This is a genomic window from Nonomuraea sp. NPDC050202, assembly GCF_040656115.1.
GTDB lineage: Bacteria > Actinomycetota > Actinomycetes > Streptosporangiales > Streptosporangiaceae > Nonomuraea.
In genome coordinates this window covers 336082-362093 of sequence record NZ_JBFALF010000001.1, presented here as the reverse complement: position 1 = coordinate 362093, position 26012 = coordinate 336082, and the positions used below count along the sequence as shown (strand labels likewise).

The window sequence follows — 26012 nt, the reverse complement described above, 5'->3', positions numbered from 1 at the left end:
CCGGTCTCGCGGTCTTGGGCCATCCTGCCATCGGGCCGTGAGTGGTTCGCGAGCGGGTGCGGTGCGGTAGGCTTGCGCACTATGCACGCAGCGTTCCTGTTTTCCTATGGCGGCGGACCCGAGTCCGTTCGCCATCTGGTGCTGCGCTAGCAGACAGGCGAACGAAGGCCCCGGGTCCGATCGGACCCGGGGCCTTCTTGTTTTTCCGGCAGAAGTTCCCCGGCAGGAGTTTCCCGCCGGCGGAGTTTCCCTCCAGAAGGAGCAAGCAGATGGTGATCGTGATGGGGCCCGAGGCCACCGCCGCCGACATCGAGGCGATCGTGTCCGTCGTCGAGGCGGCCGGGGTGGAGGCGTTCGTCAGCAAGGGGGTGCGGCGCACGATCGTCGGCCTGGTCGGCGACGTGACGCAGCTCGACGCGGCGAGCCTGCGGGGCATGGCGGGGGTGCGCGACGTCATGCGCGTGTCCACGCCGTACAAGCTGGTCAGCAGGGAGAACCATCCGGAACGTTCCACGGTCCATGTGGGCGGCGTGCCGATCGGCCCCGACACCGTGACGCTGATCGCGGGGCCGTGCGCGGTGGAGACGCCCGAGCAGACGCTCGCCGCGGCCAGGATGGCGCAGGCGGCCGGGGCGGCGCTGCTGCGCGGCGGCGCCTTCAAGCCGCGTACGTCCCCGTACGCCTTCCAGGGGCTGGGCGAGAAGGGGCTGCGCATCCTGGCGGACGTGCGCGAGGAGACGGGCCTGCCGATCGTGACGGAGGTCGTGGACGCGCGGGACGTGGAGATGGTCGCCTCCTACGCCGACATGCTGCAGGTCGGCACCCGCAACATGCAGAACTTCGCGCTGCTGCAGGAGGTCGGCGCGGCCGGCAGGCCGGTGATGCTCAAGCGCGGCATGACCGCCACGATCGAGGAGTGGCTGATGGCGGCCGAGTACATCGCCCAGCGCGGCAACCTCGACATCGTGCTGTGCGAGCGGGGGGTGCGGACCTACGAGACGGCCACCCGCAACACGCTCGACGTCTCGGCCGTGCCGGTGGCGCAGCGGCTGTCGCACCTGCCGGTGATCATCGACCCGTCGCACTCGGGCGGGCGGCGCGACCTGGTGCTGCCGCTGACCCGGGCGGCCATCGCGGTCGGCGCCGACGGCGTCATCATCGACGTGCACCCGCAGCCCGAGCAGGCGCTCTGCGACGGGCCGCAGGCCCTGGTGGACGCCGACCTGGGCGAGCTGGCCCAGGTCATGACCGACTTCCCGCCGCTGCTCGGCAAGACGGCCGCGACCGCCTGAGCCTTCCCGGGTGAGGCCGGCCGCCACAAGCCACTCGCCGGTTGTACTCATGGGTAACTTGAGTACGAACCCTCATGTGCCGGGCTTCGCCCGCGCCGCACCATGGCCACATGACGAAGCCCATTCAACCCACGCAGACCACCGCGTTCTACGTCCAGGCGCTCCTGTCGTTCGCCGTCTCGCTGACCTCCGTGGTGATCGCCCTGGTCTACCTGCCCGTCGAGGGCTGGATCAGGGCGTTCCTCGGGCTCGGCCTCCTGTACGTCGTCACCTCCACGGTCACCCTGTGCAAGGTCGTGCGGGACCGGCAGGAGCTCTCGGAGGTCAGCAACCGCGTCGACCAGGCCAGGCTGGACAAGCTCCTGGCCGAGCACGACCCGTTCAAGGTCGACGCCTAGCTACAGGGTGTACTCCTGGATCGAGTCGGCGAGCTGCACGCACAGCTCCTCGGCGTCGAGCCGCTTCTCGATCAGCTTGAGGTCCTCGATCTTGGCCCGCGTCTCGGCGCGCTTGGGAGCCAGCAGCGAGCAGCAGTCCTCGTCGGGCAGCTCCGAGATCTCCAGCGTGCCGATGCGCCGGGCCTCGGCCATGATCTCGGTCTTGTCCCAGCCGACCAGCGGCCGCAGGATCGGCAGGTCCACCGCGTTGTCCTGGGCGGTGATGTTGGCCAGCGTCTGCGAGGAGACCTGCCCGAGCGCGTCGCCGGTGATCAGAGCGGCGGCGTGGATGCGGTGGGCGACCTCCTCGGCCGTCTTGAGCATCAGCCGCCGCTGCGCGATCACCGCCAGCCGGTCCTGCCCGGAGGTGCGGATCGACTGCTGCGCCTTGCCGAACGGCACCACCCACAGGCGGGACTTGCCCTGGAACCGGTCGAGCTTCCTGACCAGCGCGTACGCCTTGTAGATCGACTCGGACGTGGTGAACGGGATGCCGGAGAAGTGCAGGAAGTCGACGTGCAGGCCGCGCCGCATCATCCGGTACGCCGCCACGGGCGAGTCGATGCCGCCCGACATGAGCACCAGGGCCCGGCCGCTGCTGCCGACGGGCAGGCCGCCCTGGCCGGGGATGCCGCCGGTGAAGACGAACACCTCGTCCCTGTCGACCTCGATGAAGACCGTCAGCTCGGGGTTCTTCAGGTCGACCGGCAGGCCGTACTCGTCGTTGATGGCGCCGCCCACGAGCCGGTCGAGCTCGTTGGAGCGCAGCGGGAAGCGCTTGTCACGGCGGCGGGAGCGGACCGCGAAGCGGGCGCCCCGCTTGGCCTCCTCGCTCTCGCCGACCAGCTCGAGGCCCGCCTTGAGCACGGCGTCTGGGTCCTTGGCGACCCGCCAGGCGCGGTGGATCCAGACCAGCCCGGGCACGTCGGCGACCCGCTGCGCCACGGCCTCCGCCTGCTCGGCGGTGGCGCCCTCGGGCAGGAAGATCGCGATCACGCCGTGCCGCTTGCGCACGTCGACCTGGACGCCGACCGTCTGCAGGGCATCGCGGATGTTGGCGATGAGGCGGCGTTCGAACAGCTCGCGGTTCTTGCCCTTGAGGACGATCTCGCCCAGCTTGAGCAGAACGCACGGCTCGCCCAGGGCGGACATCGTCATGGTGGAACCTCCGGGAAGATGGGGACGGGCGCAGCGGTTGACGTTTCCAACGCCGCGACCACCCGAGTTTAGTCCGCGTCGAGCCCGCGCTCGATCGCATATCGCACCAGCTCGACCCGGTTGTGCAAGTGAAGCTTGCCGAGGGTGTTCTGCACGTGGTTCTGCACGGTGCGGTGGGACAGCACGAGCCGTTCGGCGATCTGCTTGTACGACAGCCCCTTGGCCACCAGCCTGAGCACCTCGGTCTCCCGCTCGGTCAGCCGGGGCCCCTCGGTGGGCTCGAGCTGGACGGCCAGCCGCCGGTACTCCCCCAGCACCAGCCCGGCCAGCCCCGGGGTGAACACGGCGTCGCCGTCTGCGGTGCGGCGCACGGCGTCGAGGAACTCCTCCCGGCTGGCCGATTTCACCAGATATCCGCAGGCGCCGGCCTTGACCGCTTCCAGCACGTCGTCCTGCTCGGCGCTCGCCGACAGCACCAGCACCCTGGGGGCCGGGTCCACCTGCGCCAGGCGGGCCGCCACCTCGGGGCCGGGCAGGTCGGGCAGCCTCAGGTCGAGCACCACGACCTCGGGCAGCACCGCGGCGGCCACCCTGACCGCCTGCCGCCCCTCCCCCACGGCGGCCACGACCTCGTAGCCGGCCTCCGCGAGATCCCTGGCGACGCCGTCGCGCCACATGGGATGATCGTCCACCACCATGACCCGCACCATGGCGCAACTGTAAGCGTTGGTCAGGCGGAAAGGGTGATCTCCACCTCGGTGCCCTGCCCGGGGACGCTCACGATCGAGACCCGCCCGCCCAGTTCGGCCATCCGCCCCCGGATCGACCTGGCCACCCCCATGCGCCCGTCCGCGGCGGCCTGCTCCAGCCGGCCCTCCGGGATGCCTGGCCCCTCGTCCCTGACAGTGACCGTGACCGCGCCGTCCAGGAATTCGGCCAGCACCCAGGCGCGCGCCTGGTGACCGCAATGCGCGCGGACGTTGTCCAGGGCCGCGCCGACGGCGGCCGAGACGGACGCGGCGGCCTCGGCGGGCAGGAGCAGCGGCGTGGCCGGGGTCGAGACCGTCACCGCGGGCGAGCCGTACCGGGCCAGGAGCGAGCGCAGGTCAATCGTTCCCAGGGGAGGCGGCGGCCCGGCCGAGACGAGCTCGCGCAGCGCGGCCTCCTGCTCCCCCGCCAGGCGGCCCAGCTCGGCCGCCTCGCCACCGAGCTCCCGCCCGCGCCGCTGCACCAGGGCGAGGACCTGCAGGACCGAGTCGTGGATGTCGCGGGCCAGCCGCTCCCGCTCCCGCTGGGTGGCCTCCATCTCGGCGGCCCGCTGCATGCGCTCCTCCGCCCGCTTGGCCAGCCGGACCATGTGGCCGACCAGCCAGCCCGCCATGAGCAGGAGCACCGTCTCGTTGATGAGGACGGACGCCTCGTCGACCCGCGACCGTGACCACAGCTCGCCGGCCGCGACCACGCACGCCGCGATCGTGCCCGCGCGCCTGCCGTGGTGCACGGCCCAGGCGAGCACGGGTGCGGCGATCCAGGTCGCGGGCACGGGCATGGCGCCGATCGTCACCTGCTGGGCGCCCTGCACGTACGGGGTGGTGAGCAGGCACGCCGTCGTCACCGTCAGGTCGGCGGTCAGCAGCGGCCACCGGCGCAGCGGCTCGGCCGCGTAGGCGAACGTCGCCGCGGCGGTCCACAGCGCCATCACGCCGATCACCAGCCAGCCGAGCAGCGGCTGCTCGTAGCCGCGGTGCTGGGCCATCAGCACGGCGGCGTACACCAGCGAGGCGACGCGGAAGACCGCGATCGCCCGCCAGAACGGCCCCTCGATAGCCATGAGCCTTTCTCATGTTTCCGACACGGATGTTGACAGATAGTTCGGGTATCCATGCGAAAGGGACATCCGGGATGGCACAATCCGGGAACCCCTAATGCAAGGAACCGATAGATGACCTCCGCTGTGAATCATTTCACCTACGGACTGATCACGCCGTTGCTCGCATACGTCATGTCCTGCATCGGCTCGATGCTCGGACTGCGGCTCACCGCGCAGGCTCACGCCTCCCGCGGCGGCGCCCGCGTGCGCTGGCTGCTGGGAGCGGCCGTCTCCATCGGCGGCACGGGCATCTGGGTCATGCACTTCATCGCCATGATGGGCTTCGAGGTGGAGGGCACCCAGATCAAGTACGACGTGCTGCTCACCGTCGCCTCGGCGGTGGTGGCCATCGTGGTCGTCGGCACCGGCCTGTTCCTGGTCTCGTACGGCGGCGGCCGGATCCTCGCGTTGCTGGGGGGCGGCCTGCTGACGGGGCTCGGCGTGGCCTCGATGCACTACCTCGGCATGTACGCGATGAACATGTCCGCCCACGTCTCCTACGACCGGCTCACCGTGGCCGCCTCCGTGGGCATCGCCGTGGTCGCCGCGACCGTGGCCCTGTGGTTCACGCTGCGCGTCAAGAAGCCCATCTGGATCACCGGCGCCGCCCTCGTCATGGGCGTGGCCGTCGCGGGCATGCACTACACCGGCATGTACGCCATGCACGTCTCGGTCGACGGCGAGCCCGGTGTCGTGGCGGGCGCCGAAGCGCTCGACTTCCTCGTGCCCCTCATGACCGTGATCAGCCTCATCACCCTGACCATGCTCCTCATGGTCATCCTGTCGCCCTCGGAGGAGGAGCTGCACGAGGACGCGGAGCTCGTCGCGAAGCTGGAACTGCGCCGCCGCACCGCTCATCAGCAACAACTCACCTACCCCACGCCGATGCCGCGCCAGCAGCCGATGCAGGCTCGGCGAAGGTAGTTGCGCGGGCGACGAATCCCCACTCATACTCCCTTATCGGTGCGTAAGGGGATGGTGGGGTATGTCGCCGATCGATCATTTCTCCCACGGGCTCTTGACACCCGTGCTCGCGTACATCATGTCCAGCGTGGGCTCCATGCTCGGCCTGCTGCTCACCTCGCGTGCGAGGCTGATCGGCGGGCGTGAGTCCAAGTGGTGGCTCGTCGGCGCGGCCTTCGCGATCGGCGGCACCGGCATCTGGACGATGCACTTCATCGCCATGCTCGGCTTCTCCGTGGACGGCCTGGCGATCAGGTACGACGTGCCGATCACCGCCGCGTCCGCCTTGCTCGCCGTCGTCGTCGTGGGCACGGGGCTGTTCCTGGCCGCCCACGGCGGCGAACGGCTGGGCTTCCTGATCAGCGGCGGCGTCCTGACCGGGCTCGGCGTGGCCGGCATGCACTACCTGGGCATGGCGGCCATGAACATGTCCGCCCACGTCGACTACGACCCGGTGGTCGTCTCGCTGTCGGTGCTGATCGCGGTGGCGGCGGCCACGGTGGCGCTCTGGTTCACGCTGCGCGTCAGCGGGGCGCTCAGGATCGGCGGGGCGGCGCTGGTCATGGGTGTGGCGGTCTCGGGCATGCACTACACCGGCATGTACTCGATGTCGGTCTCGTCGCATCTGGAGATGGCGGCGGTGCCCGGCGCGCGGGCCATCGACTTCCTGCTGCCGCTCATCGTGGGCATCAGCGTGATCACGGTGGGGCTGCTCCTCACCGTCATCCTGTCGCCCTCGGAGAAGGAGCTGCGCAGCGAGGCAGAGTACAGGGAGCGGCTGCGCGGACGCGACGAGGGCGCGCCGGAGGTCGATCTCTTCGGCACGCCCCGCGGCTGAGCCATATGTGCTGGGTACGGCTTGCGACGCAAGGTGGGCCGCCGACTCTCTGCGGCGCAAGCCGTACCTCGAGGGGGTTGTAGCGGTAACCCCGCTGACTCGAAGGTACGGCCGCCCGCTTGCAAGCCGCTTTCAGCCGGTCATCCGAAGAACACCTCGGCCTCGGAGTAGCGCTCCACCGGCACGGTCTTCAGCTCGGCCGTGGCCTCGTCGAGGCCGACGCGCACGATGTCGGTGCCGCGCAGCGCGACCATCTTGCCGTAGTCGCCCTCGTGGGCCGCGTCGATCGCCTGCAGCCCGAACCTGGTCGCCAGCACCCGGTCGTATGCGGTGGGGGTGCCGCCGCGCTGGATGTGGCCGAGCACCGTGGTGCGGGCCTCCTTGCCGGTACGCTTCTCGATCTCCTTGGCCAGCACCTCGCCGATGCCGCCCAGGCGGACGTGGCCGAACGCGTCGAGCGTGCCCGCCTGCAGCTCCATCTGTCCCTCGATGGGGTGCGCGCCCTCGGCGACCACGACGATCGGCGAGTAGCGGGTGCGGAAGCGGGACTCGACGTACTCGCAGACCCGGTCGATGTCGAACGGCTTCTCCGGGATGAGGATGACGTTCGCGCCGCCGGCCATGCCCGCGTGCAGCGCGATCCAGCCCGCGTGCCGGCCCATGACCTCGCAGATCAGCGCCCGGTGGTGGGACTCGGCGGTGGTGTGCAGCCGGTCGATGGCCTCCATCGCGATGTTCACCGCGGTGTCGAAGCCGAAGGTGTAGTCGGTGCCCGACAGGTCGTTGTCGATGGTCTTGGGCACGCCCACGACGTTGACCTCGCGGTCGTAGAGCTGCTTGGCGACGCCCAGCGTGTCCTCCCCGCCGATGGCGATCAGAGCGTCCACGCCGGTGGCGGCCAGGTTCTCCTTGATCCGGTCGACCCCGTTCTCGATCTTCATCGGGTTCGTCCTGGAGGAGCCCAGAATGGTGCCGCCGCGCGGCAGGATGCCGCGTACGGCCTGGATGTCCAGTGGCATCGTGTCGCCTTCGAGGGGACCGCGCCAGCCGTCACGGAAGCCGACGAACTCATGACCGTAGACGCTCACCCCCTTACGCACCACTGCCCTGATCACGGCGTTGAGCCCGGGGCAGTCGCCGCCTCCGGTCAGCACTCCAATACGCATGGCGGGTTCCTCCCAGATAGGGGTCACGAACCAGACCTTGATGTCAGACTCGCATTGTGCCCGGCATCCCGCGCAGTGGTCTAGACCAAACGCCAGCCCGAAAAACTAAACCCTTACCCCGGAGGAATTTTCATGGTTGTGCTCGCGATTGATGCCGGAACAACTGGGGTGACAGCGCTGCTTGTCACAGAAAACGGGCAGATCATCTCCAAGGGGTACGAGGAATTCGCGCAGCATTTCCCCGAGCCCGGCCGGGTCGAGCACAACCCCGAGGACATCTGGCAGGCCACCCTGTCGGCCTGCGCCACCGCGCTGCGCGGAGCCGCGCAACCGCCCTCCTGCGTGGGCATCACCAACCAGCGCGAGACCGCCGTGTTGTGGGATCGCCGCACGCTGGCCGCGCCGCGGCGGGCGATCGTCTGGCAGGACCGCCGCACGGCCGGGCTGTGCGGGCGGCTGCGCGAGGCGGGGCACGAGCCGCGGGTCTCGGAGCTGACCGGGCTGCGCCTCGACCCCTATTTCACCGCCACCAAGCTGACCTGGCTGGCCGAGAACGACCCCCAGGTCTGGGAAGGGGTCGAGTCCGGAAATGTGGCCATAGGGACGGTGGACTCCTACCTGATCGCCAGGCTGACGGCGGGCGCGCGGCACGTCACCGACCCGTCCAACGCCTCCCGGACCCTCCTGTACGGGCTGGCGTCCGGCACCTGGGAGCCGGAGCTGTGCGAGCTGTTCGGGGTGCCGCGGGAGGCCCTGCCGGAGATCGTGCCGAACTACGGGCCGATCGGGCGTACGGAGCCGTCGGCGTTCCTCGGGCTGGACGTTCCGATCAGCGGGGTCGCGGGCGACCAGCAGGCGGCGCTGTTCGGGCAGACCTGCTTCGACGTGGGGGACGTGAAGTGCACCTACGGCACGGGCTCGTTCGTGCTGACCAACCTCGGCGGGGAGATCGTGCGCTCGGAGTCGGGGCTGCTGACCACGGTGGCCTGGCAGACGCCGTCGGGCGAGCGCACGTTCGCGCTGGAGGGGTCGATCTTCGTGACCGGGGCGGCGGTGCAGTGGCTGCGTGACGGGCTCGGGGTGATCGGGACGGCGCCGGAGTCGGAGGCCGTGGCGCGTACGGTGCCCGACAGCGGCGGGGTGGTGTTCGTGCCCGCGCTGACCGGGCTGGGGGCGCCGCACTGGGATCCGCAGGCGCGCGGGCTGATCACCGGCATCACCCGCGGCACGACGCGGGCGCACCTGGTCAGGGCCACGCTGGAGGCGATCGCGTTCGAGGTGCGGGACGTCGTCGGGTCGATGACCGGCGGTTCGGTGCCCGTGCTGAAGGCCGACGGCGGGGCGAGCGCCAACGACCTGCTCATGCAGCTCCAGGCCGATCAGCTCGGGGCGGCGGTGGAGCGGCCGGCGATCCAGGAGACGACGGCGCTCGGGGCGGCGTTCCTGGCCGGGCTCGGCGCAGGCGTGTGGGGGTCGCGGGCCGAGCTGCGCAAGACCTGGCACCTGGACCGGCGCTTCGAGCCTGGCGAGCGCGACGACGCCGCCTACGAGCGCTGGCGCGCGGCCGTCCGGCTCGCGACGGCGGGCACCCACGGCTCCTGAACGCCCGGCGTCACGGCTCCTGAACGCCCGGCGTCACGGCTCCTGAGCGGCCGGGTGCGGCGGCTGCGCGCCTTCCTTCTGGGCGCGGCCGGCCGGACCCTTGGCGAAGCGGGTGAGGAGGTTGAGCGTGGCGCGGCGGGTGAAGGCGGCGGCGGAGTCGGTGACGCCGTGCCCGCACCGCCGCCCGCGCAGCGCGCACACCCAGCGCATGGTGCCTGAGGCGAACACCCCGGCCCCGCTCGGCGCCGTGTAGTACGTGCTGTGCGTGACGGCGGCCCGGCCGCCGCACGAGAACGGCGATTCGGCCAGCACCTGGACACCGGGCGGCGACCCCCGCGACACCCGGTCGGTCTCCACGCCGACCATCCCGGGGAAACGCCGCCCCTTCGTCCCGGCGAAGATCCAGTGCCCTGGCCTGCTGACCCGGTAGACGCCCTCGGCGGGGAAGCAGTCGTACATCTGCCCGATCAGCGAGCTCTCCGGCTCCGACTCCCGCCACAGCTCGCAGACCCGCTCCTTGTCGCACAGCACCTGCCTGCCGCGCATGGCGATGCGCCAGTAGACGGCGTTGGCGCCGAGGAAGGCGAGGTTCGTGCCCCGGTCCCTGGCCCTGGTGACGGCCCTGCGCATGCCGGGCGACCAGTACTCGTCGTGACCCAGCGAGATCACCGCGCGGGCGCCGTCCAGCGCGCCCGGCACGAGGTCCAGGTTGGTCAGGTACGCCAGCGGCACCCCGCTCTGCTCGGCCACGGCCAGCGCCTCCTCCTCGAAGTCCAGGAAGAGCCGGGCGCCGGTGCCGTCGTAGGGGCGGTCGAAGGTGACCGCGCGCGAGCGGTACCCGTACCCGCCGGGGCCCGTGTAGAGGCTGCGGCCGCCCCACAGGTTGTACGCCTGCCAGGTGGTGACCGCGTTCACGATCACGACGCGGCCGGCGGTGGAGGCCGAGCGCACGGTGATCGGGACGTAGCGCTGGGCGCCGGTGGAGGCGTCGAGCCTGACGAGGTAGGCGCCCTCGGGCCAGCCGGCGGTGTCCACGGTCAGGGACGGGTCCCAGTGGGCGGCGGTCACCGTGCCGTCCACGACCCGCGCCGCCGCCTGCCGCGTCCCCCGCACCCACGCCGACTCCCACACCTTCGACGGGTTGGCGCCCATGCGGAAGGCGCGGGCGGAGAAGCGCGGCGCGGTGGTGGAGACGTGCAGCCGGAACCGCTCCCCCGGCAGCACGCTCACCTCGTCGGCGTAGCCCTCGATCTCGTGCGCGGCGCCGTGCCGGGTGATCCGCCACGACTCCTGCACGTCGGCGACCGGCGGCTCGGCGGCCTGCCGCGTGACGGGCGGATCGGCGTGCTGATCGACGGGCGGCTCGACGGCGGGCGCCTCGCCGCAGCCGGCGGCCAGCAGGACGAGGGCGAGCAGGATCTTGCGCACGTGCCCATGGTCGGGACCGGACGCCCCGGCGGGCCCCGACTTGGCGAACTCCTTACATGATCAGCACACAGGCCGGGCTTTCCACCTCGTACGACTCCCCGTCCGGCACCGGCACGCCGTCCTCGATCCGGAAGGAGGTGACGGTGTTCGCGTACTGGTTGGCCACGTACATGCGCTCGCCGTCGATGGCGAAGTGCCTGGGCCAGTTGCCGCCGGAGGGCACCTCGGCCACCGGTGACAGGTCGGCGGCGCGCAGCACGGAGATCGTGTTCGGGCCGCGGTTGGCGACGTAGACGAGGTCGCCGTGGAGTTGCAGGTGGGAGGGGGCGTTCTCGCCCTCCTGGCGGGAGGCGCGGACGACCGTGCGGCGCTCGCCCTCGATCAGGGTGACGGTGCCGTCGAGCTCGCCCGCCACGTACAGGCGCGAGCCCGCGAAGGCGAAGTGGCGCGGGCCGGTGCCGGGGGCCAAGGTGATCGGCTCCAGCGGGGTGCCGTCGTGGCGGTAGCGGCGGATCTCGTCGGTGCCGAGGTCGGAGACGTGCAGCAGGCCGTCGTGGAAGGCGGCCTGGTGGGCGTGCGGGCCCTCCTGGCGCTCGGCGTCCGGGCCTGAGCCCGTGTGGCGCAGCACGATGGGATCCCCCGTGAACGCGCCCCGCTCGTCCAGCCGGTAGAGGGTGGCCGTGCCGTCGCCGTAGTTGGCCACCGCGAGCAGGCCGCCCTCGGGGTCGACGGCGACGTGGCAGGGGCTGTGGCCCTCGCTGGGGCGCTCGTCCAGCGGGCCGAGCTCCGCCCCCTGGGCCTGGTACGCGGTGAGCCAGCCGCGTTCGAGCTCGCCGACGGCGTACAGCACCGGCAGCGAGGGGTGGGCGGCCAGGAACGAGGGCGCCGTCACCCGGGTGAGGCCGCCGCCGATGGTGACGATGCCGGGACCGTATCCGCCTATGCGCACGTGCTTCACAGCGGGGATCCTCCTATGGTTGACTATGGCAATGAGTTCGTTGACAGAGGCAAGGGTCTCTGAGGTCAGAGCCTTCAACCGGTTCTATACGAAGGTGATCGGCGCGCTCCAGGTGGGGATGCTCGAATCGCCGTACTCGCTGACCGAGGCCAGGGTGCTGTTCGAGCTGGCGCACGCCGAGCGCAGGGAGACCGGCGAGCTGCGCGCGCTGCTCGGCCTGGACGCGGGCTACCTCAGCCGGATCCTGGCCCGCTTCGAGGGCGACGGGCTGGTCACCCGCGAACGCTCGGCGGCCGACGCGCGCAAGCAGCTCGTCGGGCTCACCCCGGCGGGGGCCGAGGTGTTCGCGGCGCTCGACCGGCGCTCGTCGGAGGAGATCAGGACGCTGCTCGGCGGCCTGCCCGAGGCGGACCAGGAGCGGCTGGTCTCCAGCATGGCTGCGATCAGGCGGTTGCTGGGCGGCGGGCAGGAGCGCGCGCCGTACGTGATCAGGCCGCCGCGCACCGGCGACCTGGGCTGGGTCGTCCACCGGCACGGCGCGCTCTACAGCGCCGAGTACGGCTGGGGCACCGGGTTCGAGCAGCTCGTCGCCAGGATCGTGGGCGACCTCGACTTCTCCCGCGACGCCGGATGGATCGCCGAGGTCGACGGGGAGCGGGCCGGATGCGTGTTCTGCGTGCGGCAGGACGACACCACGGCCAAGCTGCGGATGCTGCTGGTCGAGCCGTCCGCCCGCGGGCTGGGCATCGGGCGGCGGCTCGTGGACGAGTGCCTGCGGCACGCGCAAGCCGAGGGGTACAAGCGGATCGTGTTGTGGACGCGCGACTGCCTGGAGAGCGCGCGGCGCATCTACCAGGCAGCCGGATTCGAGCTGGATTCGGAGGAGAAGGGGGTGGAGAACGGGGTCGAGGTCACCGAGCAGATGTGGTCGCGCGACCTCTAGGCGTGTCCGGCCACCAGTTCAGCGGGCCCGCCAGGCGCATCAGGCTCGGCACCAGCACCGCCCTGATCACGGTGGCGTCCACCAGCACCGCCACCGCCATGCCGACACCCAGCATCTGCACGAACGTCACCGACGCCGTGGCGTACGCGGCGAACGTCAGCGCCAGGATGCCGCCGGCCGCCGTGATCAGCGGCGCCCCCGCCTGCAGTCCGGTGGCCACGGCCGACTCCGTGTCGCCCGTCCTGTCGTACTCCTCCTTGATCCGGGAGAGCAGGAAGACCTCGTAGTCCATCGACAGGCCGTAGGCCACGCAGAGCATCAGGATCGGGATGCTCGGGTCGAGCGTGCCCGTCGGAGTGAAGCCCAGCAGGCCCGACAGGTTGCCGTCCTGGAAGATCCAGACGATGGCGCCGAACATCACGCCGAGGCTGAGGACGTTCAGGAGGGTCGCCTTGATCGGGATGATCACGCTCCTGGTCATGAGGAACAGGACGGCGAACGTCACGCCCAGCATGAGCGCCAGCACCAGCGGGAGCCGGTCCACGACGGAGGAGCGGTAGTCGGACAGCTCGGCCGGGTAGCCGCCGACCAGCACCTCGAAGGGCGGCCGCACCGTGCGTACGGCCTCGACCAGGCGTACGGGGTCGTCGGCCAGCGCCGCCGCGGACGGGACGACGGACAACCACGTGCCCCGGCCCTGGCCCTGGAACCTGGCCGGGTCGCCGTCGCCCACGCGCGTGCCGCCCGCGTACGAGCCGGCCGCCGAGTCCACCTGCGCCACGCCGGGCAGCCTGGACAGGCTCGCGGCGTACCCGGAGACGTCGCCCGCGCGGGCGTCCGCGGAGACGAGCTGGATGGCGTCGGTCTCCTCGGCCGGGAAGGACTGGCGGATGACCTCCTGGGTCTGGCGGGAGGAGGCCTCCGGCGGCAGGATGCGGTCGTCGGCCACGCCGAAGCGCAGACCCAGGAACGGTGAGGCGAGCACGAGCAGCAGCACCGTGGCCAGCCCGCCGAACACCAGAGGCCGGCGCATCACCCGGGTGGCCAGGCCGTGCCAGAAGCCGTCCGCCCGCTCGGGCCTGTCCCGTCTGGGCAGGATCGTGCCGCCGATCGTGGCCAGCACGGCGGGCAGCACGACCACCGCCGCCACCAGGCCGCCCAGGACGACCGCGATCCCGGCGTAGGCGAAGGAGCGCAGGAAGTCGAACGGCAGCGCGAACAGCACGGCCAGCGACGAGGCCACGGTCAGGCCGCTGAACAGGACCGTCCTGCCCGCGTGCTCGACCGCCCCGGCGACCGCGGCGGCCCGGTCGGCGCCGCGCCGCGTCTCCTCGCGGAAGCGCTGGATGACGAACAGGCAGTAGTCGATGCCCAGGCCGAGGCCCATGGCCAGGGTCAGGTTGAGGGCGAAGGTGGAGATCTCGGTGAACAGCAGGACGCCGCTGAGCAGCGCCAGGCCGATCACCATGGCGTACACGCCGGCGAGGATCGGCACCAGGGCCGCCATGGCGCGCCGCTGGTAGAGCCAGAGCAGCACGAACGCCAGCGGGAAGATGACCAGCTCGGCCCGGACGAAGTCCTGCCTGGCCAGCGGCACGGTCTCCCTGAAGACCTCCTCCCCGCCCCCGGCCCGCACCTGGAGCAGGTCCGTACCCCTGGTGATCTCGGGGACGAGCCTGGGCAGGACCTCGGCGCGCACGTGGTCGGCGTTCCCCGGGATGCGCACGACGATCAGCGCGTGCCTGCCGTCCTCGCTGCGCAGGGTGGCGGGCCTGCCGCGGGTCCAGTAGGAGGCCGACTCGGCCACGCCCTCGTGGCGGCCGACGCGCTCGGTCAGCTCCCGGCCCGCCGCTTCGACGGCGGGGTCGTCCACGGTGCCGCTCCGCGCCGTCACCAGGAAGATCATGTCGGGGCTGCCGGTGCCGAACCGCTCCTCCAGCTCGGCCTGCGCCCGGTCCGACTCCGACCCCGGCGCTTCGAACCTGGCCAGCGACAGCCCCGACGCCGCCCCCGCCGCCAGCACGCCGGCGCCGATCAGCACGGCCAGGGCCAGCGCGAGCACCAGCCTGCGGCGGCGGACGAGCAGGAAGCCCAGCCTGCGCAGCGGCGGGCCGACCGCGGCCTGGCGGGCGGGGCGGGCGCGGGTGGTCACCATGAGATCTCCCCGAAAACTCGGTAAACTGCTCGTGTTTTACTTCCGGACCCAGAAATACAAGTAAATGCTCGTATTTGTCAACGAGGAGACCCATGGCTGAACGCACGGTCCGCCGGCAGGCGCGCGGCCTCAAGCGCATGGCCGAGATCCTCGACGCCGCCGAGCTGGTGATCGCCGAGGTCGGCTACCCGGAGCTGACCACGAACCAGGTCGCCGCGCGGGCGGGGGTGTCACCGGGGTCGCTGTACCAGTTCTTCAGGAACAAGGAGGAGATCCTGGACGGGCTGGTGGCTCGCTACACGGTCGACCGGCAGGAGTTCTGGGCCGACCGGCTGGCCGCCGTCACGCCGGAGGTGCCCCTGGAGGTGCTGGTGGGGCAGCTCGTGGACGAGAGCGTGCGGTTCAAGAGCGCCTCGCCCGCGTACTGGTCGCTGCTGTACGGCTCGGCGACGGGCGACCAGCTCGCGGCGGCGTCACAGCGGCTGCACGAGGACATCGCCGGGCACATCGCGGCCATGCTGCGCCGCCGCTCCCCCGGGCTGTCCGAGGAACGGGCGCTGCTGACCGGGACCATGGCGCTGGCCATGGTGAAGGCGGTGATGCCGATGATCACCTCGTCGGCGCCCGAGCGATCGGCCGAGCTCGTGGACGAGCTCAAGCTCATGCTCGTCCGCTACCTGGAATGAGCGAGGTCGGGCGCGGCAGCGGCTCTGGGGACCTGGCTCAGGGGCGGAAGGGGCCTCTCACCTCGAACGTGTGCCCCTCGGTGCGGCCGCGCCTGGCCGAGAAGTAGAGCCGCTCGCCGTCGGGCGAGAAGGCCAGCCCGGTCAGCTCGGCCCCGTCGTGCCCCTCCAGCCTGAGGAACGGTGTCACCGCCCGGTCGGGCGCGATGACGTCGATCTCGGGGCGCTCCCTGGCGACGTACAGGTCGCCGGAGGGGGCGGCGGTGATGGCGCGCACGCCCTCGCAGAGCCGGTCGAGGGTCGAGGTCTGCGCGTCGTACGCCCACAGCCCGGTGTCGCCCTTCGTGGTGAAGTAGCACACCCCTCCGGCGTAGTGGCAGCCGTCGCCGCCGTCGAAGTGACGGGCGTCCTCGACCTGGTGGCGGGCCTCCTTGAGCAGGGCGGCCGGCGAGGGCACGGCCTGCCAGTGGCCCGAGGCGCACAGCACCTCCAGCGTGCCCTCCGTCAGGTCACCCCAGTCGCCCGGCCGGAACCGGTAGAAGCAGCCGTCGGGCTCGTCCTCGGTCATGTAGATGACATGCCGTTCGGGGTCGCAGGCGGCGGCCTCGTGCTTGAAGCGCCCCATGGCCAGCCGGGGCCGGGCGGCGCGGGCGCCGTAGGGGTCGCACTCGAAGACGCGGCCCCGGTGGCCGAGCTCGCACGACAGCCAGGTGTGCCACGGCGTGGCGCCGCCGGCGCAGTTGAGATCGGTGCCCGACAGGATGCGGTAGGCGTCGCCGACGCTGCCGTCGGCGCGGAAGCGCAGCGCCGAGGCGCCGCCGAGCAGGGGCAGCTCGGAGTTGCTCACGTAGATCCAGCCGTCGCCGTCGGGGAAGCAGGCGCCGCCGTCGGGGGCGGCGTGCCAGGTCAGGCCGGCGACCTTCTCCCCTGAGCGGGCCACGACCCGGCCGGTGAACCCTGGGGGCAGCGCCAAGCCGCCCGTGCCTGCCAGGCCGAGCGGACCGTACGGGCTGACGCCGCCCGGCACGAGCGGGCCCGTGCGGAGGAGAGTCTTGCGCGACATCGTGGGGCCTCCCTCTAGGTGCCACGCTAGTCGACCGCACCGACATGAATGGCAGGGACTCGCGACATCAAACTCTGCGCAAACCCCGACTGCCGTTCGCCGGGCGGTCCGTGCGCGGTGACGTTCCGTACAGCTGAGGGCGGTACGCGAACCGGCGACCTGCCACCTCGTGACGGCCGGTGACGGCGGGACCGGTCGCGATGAGGCACCGCCCGCCCGCCGGAAACGAGGGCCGGTGACGGCACCGTGGCGGAGGCGGACACGTCGGTGCCGGCGTGCCGGACTCCAGGCTCCAGGCTCCAGGGGGCCGACGTCACGGCCGTCAGACGCGATCCCGACATCGTGGCCGTCAGGCGCGACGCCGTCTTCGCGACGCTCATGACATGCGAGAGCCCGGGCTCGGGGCCCGGGCTCTCCTCGCGATGGGTCAGCGCTGCGCCTGGAACATCCAGTGCTGCTTGTCGATCTCCTGCGCCACGGCGATCAGCAGGTCCTGGGTGACGGGGTCGGCCTCGTCGGTGGCCCGGATGCGCTCGTACATGCGCTTGCTGATGCCGTCAAGGACGTCGGTGATCGTCGCCAGCACCTTCCCGTCCTCGATCCAGCCGCTCTCCGGCTGCTGGAGCCTGCTGGAGCGGGAGATCGTGGCGGCACGGCCGTCCGGGTTGACCCCGAGGGCGACGGCACGCTCGGCGATGGTGTCCATATGCGTTCTGGCCAGCGTGACGACCTCGTCGAGCTGGAGGTGGATAGAGCGGAAGTGGGTGCCGATGAGGTTCCAGTGTGCCTGCTTGGCGACCAGCGACAGGTCGATGAGGTCCACCAGGGCGCCCTGGAGGGCCTCCGCGACGGTGTTCCTGGCGTCGCCCGAGAGCGGGCCGGTGATGGTAGCCATGTCTACCTTCCTCCCCAGCGGTCGGAATTTACACATTTAGCAACAAAACCGCTCCGCCAGATCTTCCGCCGTCCGGCGTCGTTGACAGTGTAATAGTGACAGTGTCATCGTGGGTTCATGAGTGACACCTGGACGATCGGCGAGCTGGCCGAGCACGCGGCACGCGCCCTGCGCGCCGGCGCGCCGGCACCGCCCAACGGGCGGGTCCGCGACGTGCCGGGCGAGCGGCTGATCAGGTGGTACACGACGATCGGCCTGGTGGACCCGCCGCTCACGCGGCGCGGCCGGGTGGCCCGGTACGGGCGGCGGCACCTGCTGCAGCTCGTCGCCGTGAAGCGGCTGCAGGCGGCCGGCCGGTCGATCGCGGAGATCCAGGCGGCCCTGGCCGGAGCCACGGACCGGATGCTGGAGGCGGCGGCGCACCTGGAAGCCCCGCCCCCCGCGGACCTGGAGGCCCCGCCGCCCGCACACCACCCGGACGGCCACCCCGCGACGCACCACCCGGACCGCCACCCCGCGACGCACCACCCGGACGGCCACCCCGCGATGCGCCACCCGGACGGCCACCCTGCGACGCACCACCCGGACGGCCCTCCTGCGGCACACGGCCCGGACGGGCCGTCGGCGGCCGAGCATCCGGACGTGACCGGTCACGTGCCGGCGGCGGCCGACAGGGCGCGCGCGGGAGCGGCCGGTGGCGGCGAGGCGGCGCGCGACCGGTTCTGGGCCGAGCGGCCGGGCAGTGGCGCGGCGCACGGTCGCGAAGCAGCCCCCAGCACACCGGCACCCAGCACACCGGCGCCCGGCGCACGGGCACCCGAGCCTGGCGCACCACGGAGCGCGCGCCCGTCCCAGGACGCGCCCGCGCTGCGCCGCGAGCACCCCGCTCACGAGCCGGGCGCGATGCCCACCAGCGGCTTGGAGCCTGAGCCGGGCCCGATGCCCACCAGCGGCTCCGAGCCCGAGTCGGGCACGATGCCCGCCAGCGGCGCCGCCCCCGAGGCGGGAACTCTGCGGCCCGGCGGCCCGGCGAGGCCATCGGCCGTGCACCCCGTCGACGACCCGGCGGACGGGACCAGCGCGCCACCTGCTCGCGGTCCGTCCCGCGGGGCGGGCTCGGCCCCCACGGCGATGCGGGCCGGCGAGGGTCAGGGGCGTGTCGGGGCGGCCGGAGGGGAGAGGACCGGCGGGTCACGTGGTGGGGTGGTGACGGGGGTCAGGCTGGGCGACGGGGTGCGGCTCGTGCTGGACGCGGGCCGGGTGCCGTCCGATGAGGACGTTCAGGCGGTGCTGGCGGCCGCGCGGCCGCTGCTCGCGGTGCTCGAAGAGAGGGAGCTGATATGAGGATCACTTCGCTGGAGCCCGCACGGTGCCTGCCGGTGCCGGACGCCGGGTTCGGCGCGCTGCTGACCGAGCGCGGCAACCTGCCGCTGGAGAGCGTGGACGTGACCGCGGACATCTCGGGCCTGATCGCCGGGGTGGAGGTCACGCAGGGCTTCAGGAACCCGTTCGACGTCACGCTGGAGGCCACGTACGTCTTCCCGCTGCCCGACAGGGCGGCCGTCACCGGCTTCCGGATGGAGGCCGACGACCGGGTGATCGAGGGGGTGCTGAAGGAGCGGGGCCAGGCCAGGGCGGACTACGACCGGGCGCTGCGCGAGGGCAGGCGGGCGGCGATCGCCGAGGAGGACCGGCCCGACGTGTTCACGATCAGGGTGGGCAACATCCTGCCCGGCGAGCGCGTCTCGGTGAGGCTCACGATGAGCCAGCCCCTGCCGTACGAGGACGGCGCGGCCACGTTCAGGTTCCCGCTGGTCGTGGCCCCGCGCTACATCCCCGGCAGCCCGATCGACGGCCCGCCGGCCGGTGACGGCACGGCTCCCGACACCGACGCCGTGCCCGACGCGTCGAGGATCAGCCCGCCGGTCCTGCTGCCGGGCTTCCCCGACCCCGTGCGGCTGTCGCTGGCCGCCACCGTGGACGCGGCCGGGCTGGAGCTGCGCGAGCTGGCCTCCAGCCTGCACGTGGTCGAGGAGGAGGGCCACACCGTACGGCTGCGCCCCGGCGAGCGGCTCGACCGGGACTTCGTGCTGCGGCTGTCGTTCGACGCCTCCACGTCGTTGCAGCTCGACGGGCGGGGAACGTTCGCCCTCACCGTGCTGCCACCGCCGCTGGAGGCCACCCGGACGCCGCGCGACCTGGTGCTGCTGCTCGACCGCTCGGGCAGCATGGGCGGCTGGAAGATGATCTGCGCCCGCCGGGCCGCCGCGCGCATCGTCGACACGCTGACGCCGCAGGACAGGTTCGCGGTGCTGACCTTCGACTCGGTGGTGGAGCAGGCGTTCGAGGGGCTGGTGGAGGCGTCCGACCGCAACCGGTACCGCGCGGTCGAGCACCTGGCCAGGGTGGACGCCCGCGGCGGCACCGAGCTGCTCGAACCGCTGCGCCAGGCCACCACCCTGCTGGGCGGCGCCCAGAGCGGACGCGAACGCGTCGTGGTGCTGGTCACCGACGGCCAAGTGGGCAACGAGGACCAGATCCTGGAGCAGGCGGGCGGCGCGCTGTCGGCCATGCGCGTGCACACGGTCGGCATCGACCGCGCCGTGAACGCCGGGTTCCTGGGGCGGCTGGCCGGGCTGGGGGCGGGGCGGTGCGAGCTGGTCGAGTCGGAGGACCGGCTGGACGCCGCCATGGACGCCATCCACCGCAGGATCGGCGCTCCCCTGGTGACCGGCCTGTCGCTCAAGGACCTCGACGTCGAGCCCGGCACGGTCACCCACCTGGGCTCGATCTTCCCCGGCGTGCCGCTGCGCGCGTACGGGCGTTGCCGCCAGGGCTCCTCGGTCACCGTGCGCGGGACGGCGGCGGGCGCGCCGTGGGAGGAGCGGGTCCCCGGCGTGACCGCGGACCATCCGGCCATCCGCGCGGTGTGGGCGCGGGCGCACCTGCGCGAGCTGGAGGACCGCTACGCCATGGGCGAGCACGACCTGGAGTCGCGCATCGTGCGTACGTCGCTGGAGTACGGCGTGCTCTGCCGGTTCACCGCGTACGTGGCCGTCGACACCAGGCAGGTGGCCGGCGAGGGGCCCGAGCATCGCGTCATCCAGCCGGTCGAGCCGCCGAGCGGCTGGGAGCTGCCGAGCGCGGCGCCGGCGGCGGGCACGTTCGCGGCCGGCATGATGCTGACCGCCGCCCCCATGTCGGCGCCCCGGATGCGGATGCCCGCGCCCGGGCTCGGCCAGGCCGACCTGGACCAGGGGTTCGCGGGCGGTGGCGGGCAGGAGGGCGGCGGTCCCGTGTTCGGCGGTCCTGGCGGCGCTCCCGGTGGCGGACTTCCGCGTTCTGGCCCGGCTCCTCGGCCGGCCGCGCCCGGCGGGCCGCCGATGCCGGCTCCGGCCGCTCCCGGAGGCGGTCGCTGGGGCAGGCCGGGCGCGCGGCCCGCTCACCGGCTGGACTCGGTACGGCCCCAGCTCACCGCCGAGCTCGACCGGCTCAGGGCCCTCCCGGCGCCTGACCTGCTGTACCTGGCGGACCTGGGCACCCGGCTGGCGGCCCTGGCGGCCTTCCTCGGCGGGAACGAGGACCTGGAGACGCTGGCCCGCGAGCTGGAGGGCGCCGAACGCCCCGGCGCGGACGCGCAGGCGCTGCACGATCGCGCCGTCGAGGTGCTGACCGCGCTCACCGGCGGCGGCTCCTCTCCGTCCCCCGCGCCCGGGCCTGCCGGCGGCCAGCGGCGCGGCCCCTTCTGGAAGCGCGCCTGACCGTCCGGGGACCCGCGGGTGCCGCTACCGTCACCGTACGGTGGCGGCGCCCGCGGGCGTCACATGATCGGAGCCCACTCCCTCAGCAGCACGATCTCGTAGCCGTCCACCGCCGTGTACGGGTCCTCCTGGAGGATCGCCCGCAGCTCGGCCTCGTCCGCCACCTCGTAGACGTGCAAGGCCCCGCTGTCGTCCGCCCACGGCCCGGCGGTCACCAGCCGCCCCTGCTCCTTGAGCCGCCGCAGGTGCTCCCGGTGCGCGGGGCGGGCCGCGAGCCGCCGGGGATCGCCGTCGAAGGCCAGTTGCAACACATATCTCGCCATGCCCCCGCACGCTAGGCGCCGGCCGCCCCCGCGCTCAGCATCGCGCGGCACGGGCATGGTGTATCACGGGATACATGACGTACACGCTGGCCGACCTGCCCATGCTCGGGGGGCTCGGTGAGGAGCGGCTGCGCGGGCTGGCGGCGCAGGCCCGGTGGCGGCGGTATGCGGCCGGGCAGGTGCTCTGCACGGAGGGGGATCCGGCCGACCACCTGATCGTGCTGCTGGCCGGGCGGGTCAGGGCGGCGCGGGTGAGCGCGGAGGGCCGGGAGGTGGTGCTGGCCGTGGAGGAGGCGCCGGTGGCGTTCGACAAGACGGCCCTGCTGGTGGACGGCACCCATCGCGCCACGCGGACGGCGCTGACGGCGGTGGGGGTGGCGTACCTGCCGCGGGCCGCCGTGCTCGAACTCGTCGGCGCGGAGCCGTCCGTGGCGGCGCGGCTGCTGCGCACGCTGGCCACGACCGTGCGGGACCTCGACGAGCGGCTCCTCGACGCGTCGGTGCGGGACGTGCCGTCGCGGGTGGCCACCTGGCTGGTACGCCGCTGCGCCGCCGGACGGGTGCCGCTGCACGGCGGGCAGGCCGGTCTGGGGGCCGAGATCGGGGCGACCAGGGTGAGTGTCAACCGGGCCCTGCGGGGCTTCGAGCGCCGGGGCCTGATCGAGATCGGCACCGGCGAGGTGATCGTGCTGGACCACCCGGCACTCGCCCGCGCGGCCGCCCTCCAGACGCCCGTCCCCTGAACCGCCCACGCGGGCCGCTCACTCCCGCGAACGGCGCCGTCGTGGCGCGGCGCGGTGGAGTGGTGGGCCACGACCACGCCATCCGCGCATTTCCGGCGGCCCCGTAGGCTGGATAAGTGACGACACTTGTCCTGGACGGCGGGCTGGCCACGCGGCTCGAGGAACTCGGCGCGGATCTGAGCGACGCGCTGTGGTCGGCGCGGCTGCTGCTGGAGGAGCCGGCGCTGATCCGGCGCGCGCACGCGGACTACTTCGCCGCCGGGGCCGACGTGGCGACCACGGCGAGCTATCAGGCGACGCTGCCGGGGTTCGCGCGGCGCGGCCTGGACGCGGTCGAGGCCGAGCGGCTGATCCGGCTGTCGGTGGAGCTGGCCGCCCAGGCACGGGACGAGGCCGGGCACGGGCTGGTGGCGGCCTCGGTCGGCCCGTACGGCGCCTACCTGGCCAACGGCGCCGAGTACACCGGCGACTACGACCTCGACGAGGACGGCCTGTACGCCTGGCACCTGCCGCGCTGGGAGATCCTGGCCGCCGCCGGGGCTGATCTGCTGGCCTGTGAGACGATCCCGTCCTTCGCCGAGGCGCGGGCGCTGGCCGCGCTGCTGGCCCGCACGCCGGGGGTGAAGGTGTGGGTGAGCTTCTCGTGCCGCGACGGCGAGCGGCTCAACGACGGCACCCCGATCCGCGAGGCGGCGGCGCTGTTCACGGGAAACCCGCAGGTGGTGGCCGTCGGCGCGAACTGCACCGCGCCGCGCCACATCCCCGGCCTCGTCGCGTGCCTGTCGGGCGGCCTGCCCGTGGTGGTCTACCCCAACTCGGGCGAAGCGTGGGACGCCGCCGCCCGCCGCTGGACGGGCCTGGCCGACCCGGTCGAGTACGGCCGGGCCGCCCAGGAGTGGCAGCGGGCGGGGGCGTCGCTGATCGGCGGCTGCTGCCGTACGACGCCGGAGCACATCAGGCAGATCCGCGCGCACCTGACCTGAGCCGCCAGGCGGTCAGCAGGGGCTCGGGCGGCCTCCCCGCTCCCGGGGGACCGCACCGGAGTGCGCCGGAAGAGGAGAGGCGGCGGCGGAACCCCCGCTAGGCGGTCGCCGTGGCGGCGCTGCGGCGGCGGATCAGGACGCGGTCGAGCGCCAGCGCGCCGCCCCCGGTGAACCCGACGGCCAGGCTGGCCGCGGCCAGCGCCAGCACGAACTCGTAGCCACCGTCACCGGCCAGCCCGTTGGCGCCGTGCACGAAGGCGATCGCGCCCAGCATGTCGAGGGCGAGCAACGTGCCGGCGATCGGCAGCGCGGCGCCCAGGATCAGCGCCAGGCCGCCGGCGACCTCCAGCACGGCCACCGCCGGAGCGGCCAGGCCGGCCAGCGGGATGCCGACGGACTCGAAGAACTTGGTCGTGCCCGCGATCCCCATCGTCGCGAACTTCTGATAGCCGTGCACCAGGAAGATCACCCCGATGGCGACCCTCGCCAGCAACAGGGCGAAGGGACGCGCCTGATCCACCATGCGGACTCCTCGATGGTTGTTCAGATTTGAACAACGACTCTAGCAGTGATTTGTTCAAATTCGAACGACAGTACACTGAATCGGTGACGGACACCCGATGGCTGGACGCGACCGAGATGGCGGCATGGCGCGCCTTCGTGTCCACCTCCCACCTGCTCGAGCGGCGCATCGAGGAGCAGCTCAAGGCCGCCGCCGGCCTCACGCACCCGCAGTACGAGATCCTGGTGGTCCTGTCGGAGTCCCCCGGCCGCCAGATGCGCATGACGGAGCTGGCCAGGGACGTCGTGGTGTCGAAGAGCGCGCTGACGTACCAGATCAACCAGTTGGAGAAGGCGGGGCTGGTCGAGCGGGCGACGTGCCCGTCCGACGAGCGCGGCGTGCTGGCGGTGCTGACGGAGAAGGGCGCGCACTGCCTGGCGCGGGTGGCTCCCGGTCACGTGGAGGTCGTGCGCGCCTTCCTGATCGACCGGCTCAGCCGGGAGGAGCTGCGCGCGATGACGAGCGCCATGCGCAAGACGGAAGAGGCCTTACGTTCCTCCGCCTGACCGCCCCCGCGATCACTCGCTCTTGTTGCTGCCCGCGGCGGCGGCGCGCGCGGCGCGCTCCATCTCGACGCGGGCGCTGGCGGCGTACTTGTCGACGTACTCCTGGCCCGACAGCTCCATCAGCGCGTACATGATCTCGTCGGTCACCGCGCGCAGCACCAGCCGGTCGTCCTCCATGCCGTAGTAGCGGGAGAAGTCGAGCGGCTTGCCGAACCGCACACCCGGCCTGATGCCCAGCTTGGGCAGCAGCCGCCCCGGCGGCATCATCTCGTACGTGTTGATCATCGCCCACGGGATCACCGGCACCCGCGACTCCAGGGCGAGTCTGGCCACGCCGGTCTTGCCCTTGTAGAGGCGGCCGTCAGGGGTGCGGGTGCCCTCGGGGTAGATGCCCAGGATGTTGCCCTCGCGCAGCACGCGCAGCCCCGTGCGCAGGGCGGCCTCGCTGGCCTTGCCGCCCGAGCGGTCGATCGGGACGGTGCCCACGCCGCTGAAGAACAGCCGGGTGAAGAAGCCCTTGATGCCGCGCCCGGTGAAGTAGTCGGCCTTGCCCAGCGAGATGACCTTGCGCCTGATCTGCAGCGGGCCGAAGAAGTGGTCGGCGAAGGACAGGTGGTTGCCGGCCAGGATCGCGGGCCCCTGCTTGGGCACGTTTTCCGCGCCCTCGGTCCACGGCCTGAAGACGAGGTGGAGGAACGGCCCCAAGATGGCCTTGACCACCCAGTAGAACACCCTGGCACCTCTTCCTGCGCACTTCTCGTCGGCGGGCATTGTCAGCAGCGGGCAGAGTCATCTTCCCATCTCGACGGCCATGCTCCTACATCAGCTCTCGCACAAATACCCCGGAACATGCGACGATCGGGCCGTTCCGGCGGAAATTGCCGGAATGAAACGGCACAGAGGAGCTGTTATGCCGCTCATGCCAGGCGCAGAGCCCTACCACCACGAAGCAGGCCAGATCGGCGTGCTGCTGTGTCACGGGTTCACCGGCACGCCGCAGTCCCTGCGGCCGTGGGGTGAGTACCTTGCCGGGCACGGGGTCAGCGTTTCGCTCCCCCGCCAGCCCGGGCACGGCACCAGGTGGCAGGAGATGAACAGGACGCGCTGGGAGGACTGGTACGCCGAGGTGGAGAAGGCGTTCGCCGACCTCCAGGGCAGGTGCGCGGAGGTGTTCGTGGCGGGGCTGTCGCTGGGCGGCTGCCTGGCGCTGCGGCTTGCCGAGGTGCACGGCCCGGCGATCTCGGGGGTGATGGTGGTCAACCCGTCGATCGCCAACGACGTGCCGTTACTGAAGCTGGCTCCGCTGCTCAAATGGTTCGTGCCGTCGGTGCCCGGCGTCGCCAACGACGTCAAGAAGCCCGGCGTGCGCGAGCTGGCCTACACCCGCACCCCGGTCAAGGCGGCGGCCTCGCTGCCCGGGCTGTGGTCGCTGGTGCAGGCCGACCTGGCGAAGGTGACGCAGCCGCTGCTGGTCTTCCACAGCACGGAGGACCACGTGGTGAAGCCGACGAGTGTCGCGATCATACGCGCGAAGGTCCCGCAGGCCACGATCGAGGAGCTTACCGATAGCTACCATGTTGCGACGCTTGACAACGATGCCGACAGGATCTTTGCCGGGAGCCTCGACTTCATCCGGACACATGCCTCGGTACCCTTGCAGAGGGACTGATCGCACCCAGGGGG

General features: G+C 72.2%; 25 protein-coding genes. 13 read left to right on the top strand and 12 right to left on the bottom strand.

The annotated features are described in order from the left end of the window. The first annotated feature begins 269 nt into the window (after nt 1-269). Nucleotides 270-1292 (top strand): 3-deoxy-7-phosphoheptulonate synthase, encoded by a 1023-nt coding sequence (aroF, locus tag AB0I79_RS01865; RefSeq protein ID WP_357865865.1) that lies wholly within the window; start codon nt 270-272, stop codon nt 1290-1292. A 110-nt stretch (nt 1293-1402) separates the two neighbouring features. Beyond that, entirely contained in the window at nt 1403-1690 is a 288-nt protein-coding gene (locus AB0I79_RS01860; protein WP_357865863.1) for a YiaA/YiaB family inner membrane protein, read from the top strand. Here AB0I79_RS01860 and thiI read toward each other — a convergent pair whose 3' ends face one another. The 3 genes from thiI to AB0I79_RS01845 form a co-directional block, all read right to left on the bottom strand. Continuing rightward, a complete protein-coding gene (gene thiI / locus AB0I79_RS01855) occupies nt 1691-2887 on the bottom strand; it encodes a tRNA uracil 4-sulfurtransferase ThiI (protein WP_357865861.1) in 1197 nt (398 codons plus the stop codon). Between the two features lie 68 nt (nt 2888-2955). Next, a complete protein-coding gene (locus AB0I79_RS01850) occupies nt 2956-3597 on the bottom strand; it encodes a response regulator transcription factor (protein WP_357865859.1) in 642 nt (213 codons plus the stop codon). 20 nt (nt 3598-3617) lie between these two features. Then, entirely contained in the window at nt 3618-4718 is a 1101-nt protein-coding gene (locus tag AB0I79_RS01845; RefSeq protein ID WP_357865857.1) for a DUF5931 domain-containing protein, read from the bottom strand. A gap of 111 nt (nt 4719-4829) precedes the next feature. Here AB0I79_RS01845 and AB0I79_RS01840 point away from each other — a divergent pair, with 111 nt between their 5' ends. Then, nucleotides 4830-5681, top strand: coding sequence for an MHYT domain-containing protein (locus tag AB0I79_RS01840; RefSeq protein WP_357865855.1), 852 nt, complete (start codon nt 4830-4832; stop codon nt 5679-5681). A 61-nt stretch (nt 5682-5742) separates the two neighbouring features. Then, nucleotides 5743-6558: an MHYT domain-containing protein gene (locus tag AB0I79_RS01835; RefSeq protein ID WP_357865854.1), complete on the top strand. Its 816-nt coding sequence runs from the start codon at nt 5743-5745 to the stop codon at nt 6556-6558. 140 nt (nt 6559-6698) lie between these two features. Here the strand turns inward: AB0I79_RS01835 and AB0I79_RS01830 are convergent, their stop codons facing one another. Next, nucleotides 6699-7724 (bottom strand): 6-phosphofructokinase, encoded by a 1026-nt coding sequence (locus AB0I79_RS01830; RefSeq protein WP_357865852.1) that lies wholly within the window; start codon nt 7722-7724, stop codon nt 6699-6701. Nucleotides 7725-7856: 132 nt separating this feature from the next. On the opposite strand from AB0I79_RS01830, the gene glpK reads away from it, so the two are divergent. Then, nucleotides 7857-9326, top strand: a complete 1470-nt coding sequence (gene glpK / locus AB0I79_RS01825) for a glycerol kinase GlpK (protein WP_357865850.1) — start codon at nt 7857-7859, stop codon at nt 9324-9326. Between the two features lie 33 nt (nt 9327-9359). On the opposite strand, the gene AB0I79_RS01820 is transcribed toward glpK, so the two are convergent. Continuing rightward, nucleotides 9360-10754, bottom strand: a complete 1395-nt coding sequence (locus AB0I79_RS01820) for a N,N-dimethylformamidase beta subunit family domain-containing protein (RefSeq protein WP_357865849.1) — start codon at nt 10752-10754, stop codon at nt 9360-9362. 52 nt (nt 10755-10806) lie between these two features. Beyond that, entirely contained in the window at nt 10807-11712 is a 906-nt protein-coding gene (locus tag AB0I79_RS01815; RefSeq protein WP_357865848.1) for a beta-propeller fold lactonase family protein, read from the bottom strand. A 94-nt stretch (nt 11713-11806) separates the two neighbouring features. Here AB0I79_RS01815 and AB0I79_RS01810 point away from each other — a divergent pair, with 94 nt between their 5' ends. Continuing rightward, complete coding sequence (locus tag AB0I79_RS01810; protein WP_357865847.1) at nt 11807-12655, top strand: helix-turn-helix domain-containing GNAT family N-acetyltransferase; 849 nt, start codon at nt 11807-11809, stop codon at nt 12653-12655. Here the strand turns inward: AB0I79_RS01810 and AB0I79_RS01805 are convergent. Beyond that, nucleotides 12624-14810, bottom strand: a complete 2187-nt coding sequence (locus AB0I79_RS01805; protein WP_357865845.1) for an MMPL family transporter — start codon at nt 14808-14810, stop codon at nt 12624-12626. The genes AB0I79_RS01810 and AB0I79_RS01805 overlap by 32 nt on opposite strands. Nucleotides 14811-14902: 92 nt before the next feature. Between AB0I79_RS01805 and AB0I79_RS01800 the strand changes: the two genes are divergently transcribed. Beyond that, nucleotides 14903-15496 carry a TetR/AcrR family transcriptional regulator gene (locus AB0I79_RS01800; protein WP_357865844.1) on the top strand — a complete coding sequence of 198 codons (594 nt, stop codon included), beginning with the start codon at nt 14903-14905 and terminating at the stop codon, nt 15494-15496. A gap of 37 nt (nt 15497-15533) precedes the next feature. Here the strand turns inward: AB0I79_RS01800 and AB0I79_RS01795 are convergent, their stop codons facing one another. Continuing rightward, nucleotides 15534-16556 (bottom strand): alkaline phosphatase PhoX, encoded by a 1023-nt coding sequence (locus tag AB0I79_RS01795; RefSeq protein ID WP_357865843.1) that lies wholly within the window; start codon nt 16554-16556, stop codon nt 15534-15536. 427 nt (nt 16557-16983) lie between these two features. Continuing rightward, nucleotides 16984-17451, bottom strand: coding sequence for a DNA starvation/stationary phase protection protein (locus AB0I79_RS01790; protein WP_357865841.1), 468 nt, complete (start codon nt 17449-17451; stop codon nt 16984-16986). 117 nt (nt 17452-17568) lie between these two features. On the opposite strand from AB0I79_RS01790, the gene AB0I79_RS01785 reads away from it, so the two are divergent. Then, the gene (locus AB0I79_RS01785) at nt 17569-18795 is read left to right on the top strand and encodes a MerR family transcriptional regulator (RefSeq protein WP_357865839.1); all 1227 of its coding nucleotides are present in this window, start codon (nt 17569-17571) and stop codon (nt 18793-18795) included. Then, a complete protein-coding gene (locus tag AB0I79_RS01780) occupies nt 18792-21212 on the top strand; it encodes a VIT domain-containing protein (protein WP_357865838.1) in 2421 nt (806 codons plus the stop codon). The genes AB0I79_RS01785 and AB0I79_RS01780 overlap by 4 nt, the downstream gene beginning before the upstream one ends. 59 nt (nt 21213-21271) lie before the next feature. On the opposite strand, the gene AB0I79_RS01775 is transcribed toward AB0I79_RS01780, so the two are convergent. After that, nucleotides 21272-21535 carry a YciI family protein gene (locus tag AB0I79_RS01775; protein WP_357865836.1) on the bottom strand — a complete coding sequence of 88 codons (264 nt, stop codon included), beginning with the start codon at nt 21533-21535 and terminating at the stop codon, nt 21272-21274. A gap of 74 nt (nt 21536-21609) precedes the next feature. On the opposite strand from AB0I79_RS01775, the gene AB0I79_RS01770 reads away from it, so the two are divergent. Together AB0I79_RS01770 and mmuM are read left to right on the top strand one after the other, a co-directional pair. After that, entirely contained in the window at nt 21610-22278 is a 669-nt protein-coding gene (locus AB0I79_RS01770) for a Crp/Fnr family transcriptional regulator (RefSeq protein WP_357865834.1), read from the top strand. A gap of 116 nt (nt 22279-22394) precedes the next feature. Then, nucleotides 22395-23261 (top strand): homocysteine S-methyltransferase, encoded by an 867-nt coding sequence (gene mmuM, locus AB0I79_RS01765; protein ID WP_357865832.1) that lies wholly within the window; start codon nt 22395-22397, stop codon nt 23259-23261. 97 nt (nt 23262-23358) lie between these two features. Here mmuM and AB0I79_RS01760 read toward each other — a convergent pair whose 3' ends face one another. Next, the gene (locus AB0I79_RS01760) at nt 23359-23784 is read right to left on the bottom strand and encodes a DoxX family protein (RefSeq protein WP_357865831.1); all 426 of its coding nucleotides are present in this window, start codon (nt 23782-23784) and stop codon (nt 23359-23361) included. Nucleotides 23785-23867: 83 nt separating this feature from the next. Here AB0I79_RS01760 and AB0I79_RS01755 point away from each other — a divergent pair, with 83 nt between their 5' ends. Further along, a complete protein-coding gene (locus AB0I79_RS01755; RefSeq protein WP_357865830.1) occupies nt 23868-24329 on the top strand; it encodes a MarR family transcriptional regulator in 462 nt (153 codons plus the stop codon). 12 nt (nt 24330-24341) lie between these two features. Here AB0I79_RS01755 and AB0I79_RS01750 read toward each other — a convergent pair whose 3' ends face one another. Continuing rightward, a complete protein-coding gene (locus AB0I79_RS01750) occupies nt 24342-25061 on the bottom strand; it encodes a lysophospholipid acyltransferase family protein (protein ID WP_357865828.1) in 720 nt (239 codons plus the stop codon). A 178-nt stretch (nt 25062-25239) separates the two neighbouring features. Here AB0I79_RS01750 and AB0I79_RS01745 point away from each other — a divergent pair, with 178 nt between their 5' ends. Then, nucleotides 25240-25998: an alpha/beta fold hydrolase gene (locus AB0I79_RS01745; RefSeq protein ID WP_357865826.1), complete on the top strand. Its 759-nt coding sequence runs from the start codon at nt 25240-25242 to the stop codon at nt 25996-25998. Nucleotides 25999-26012: the final 14 nt, after the last annotated feature.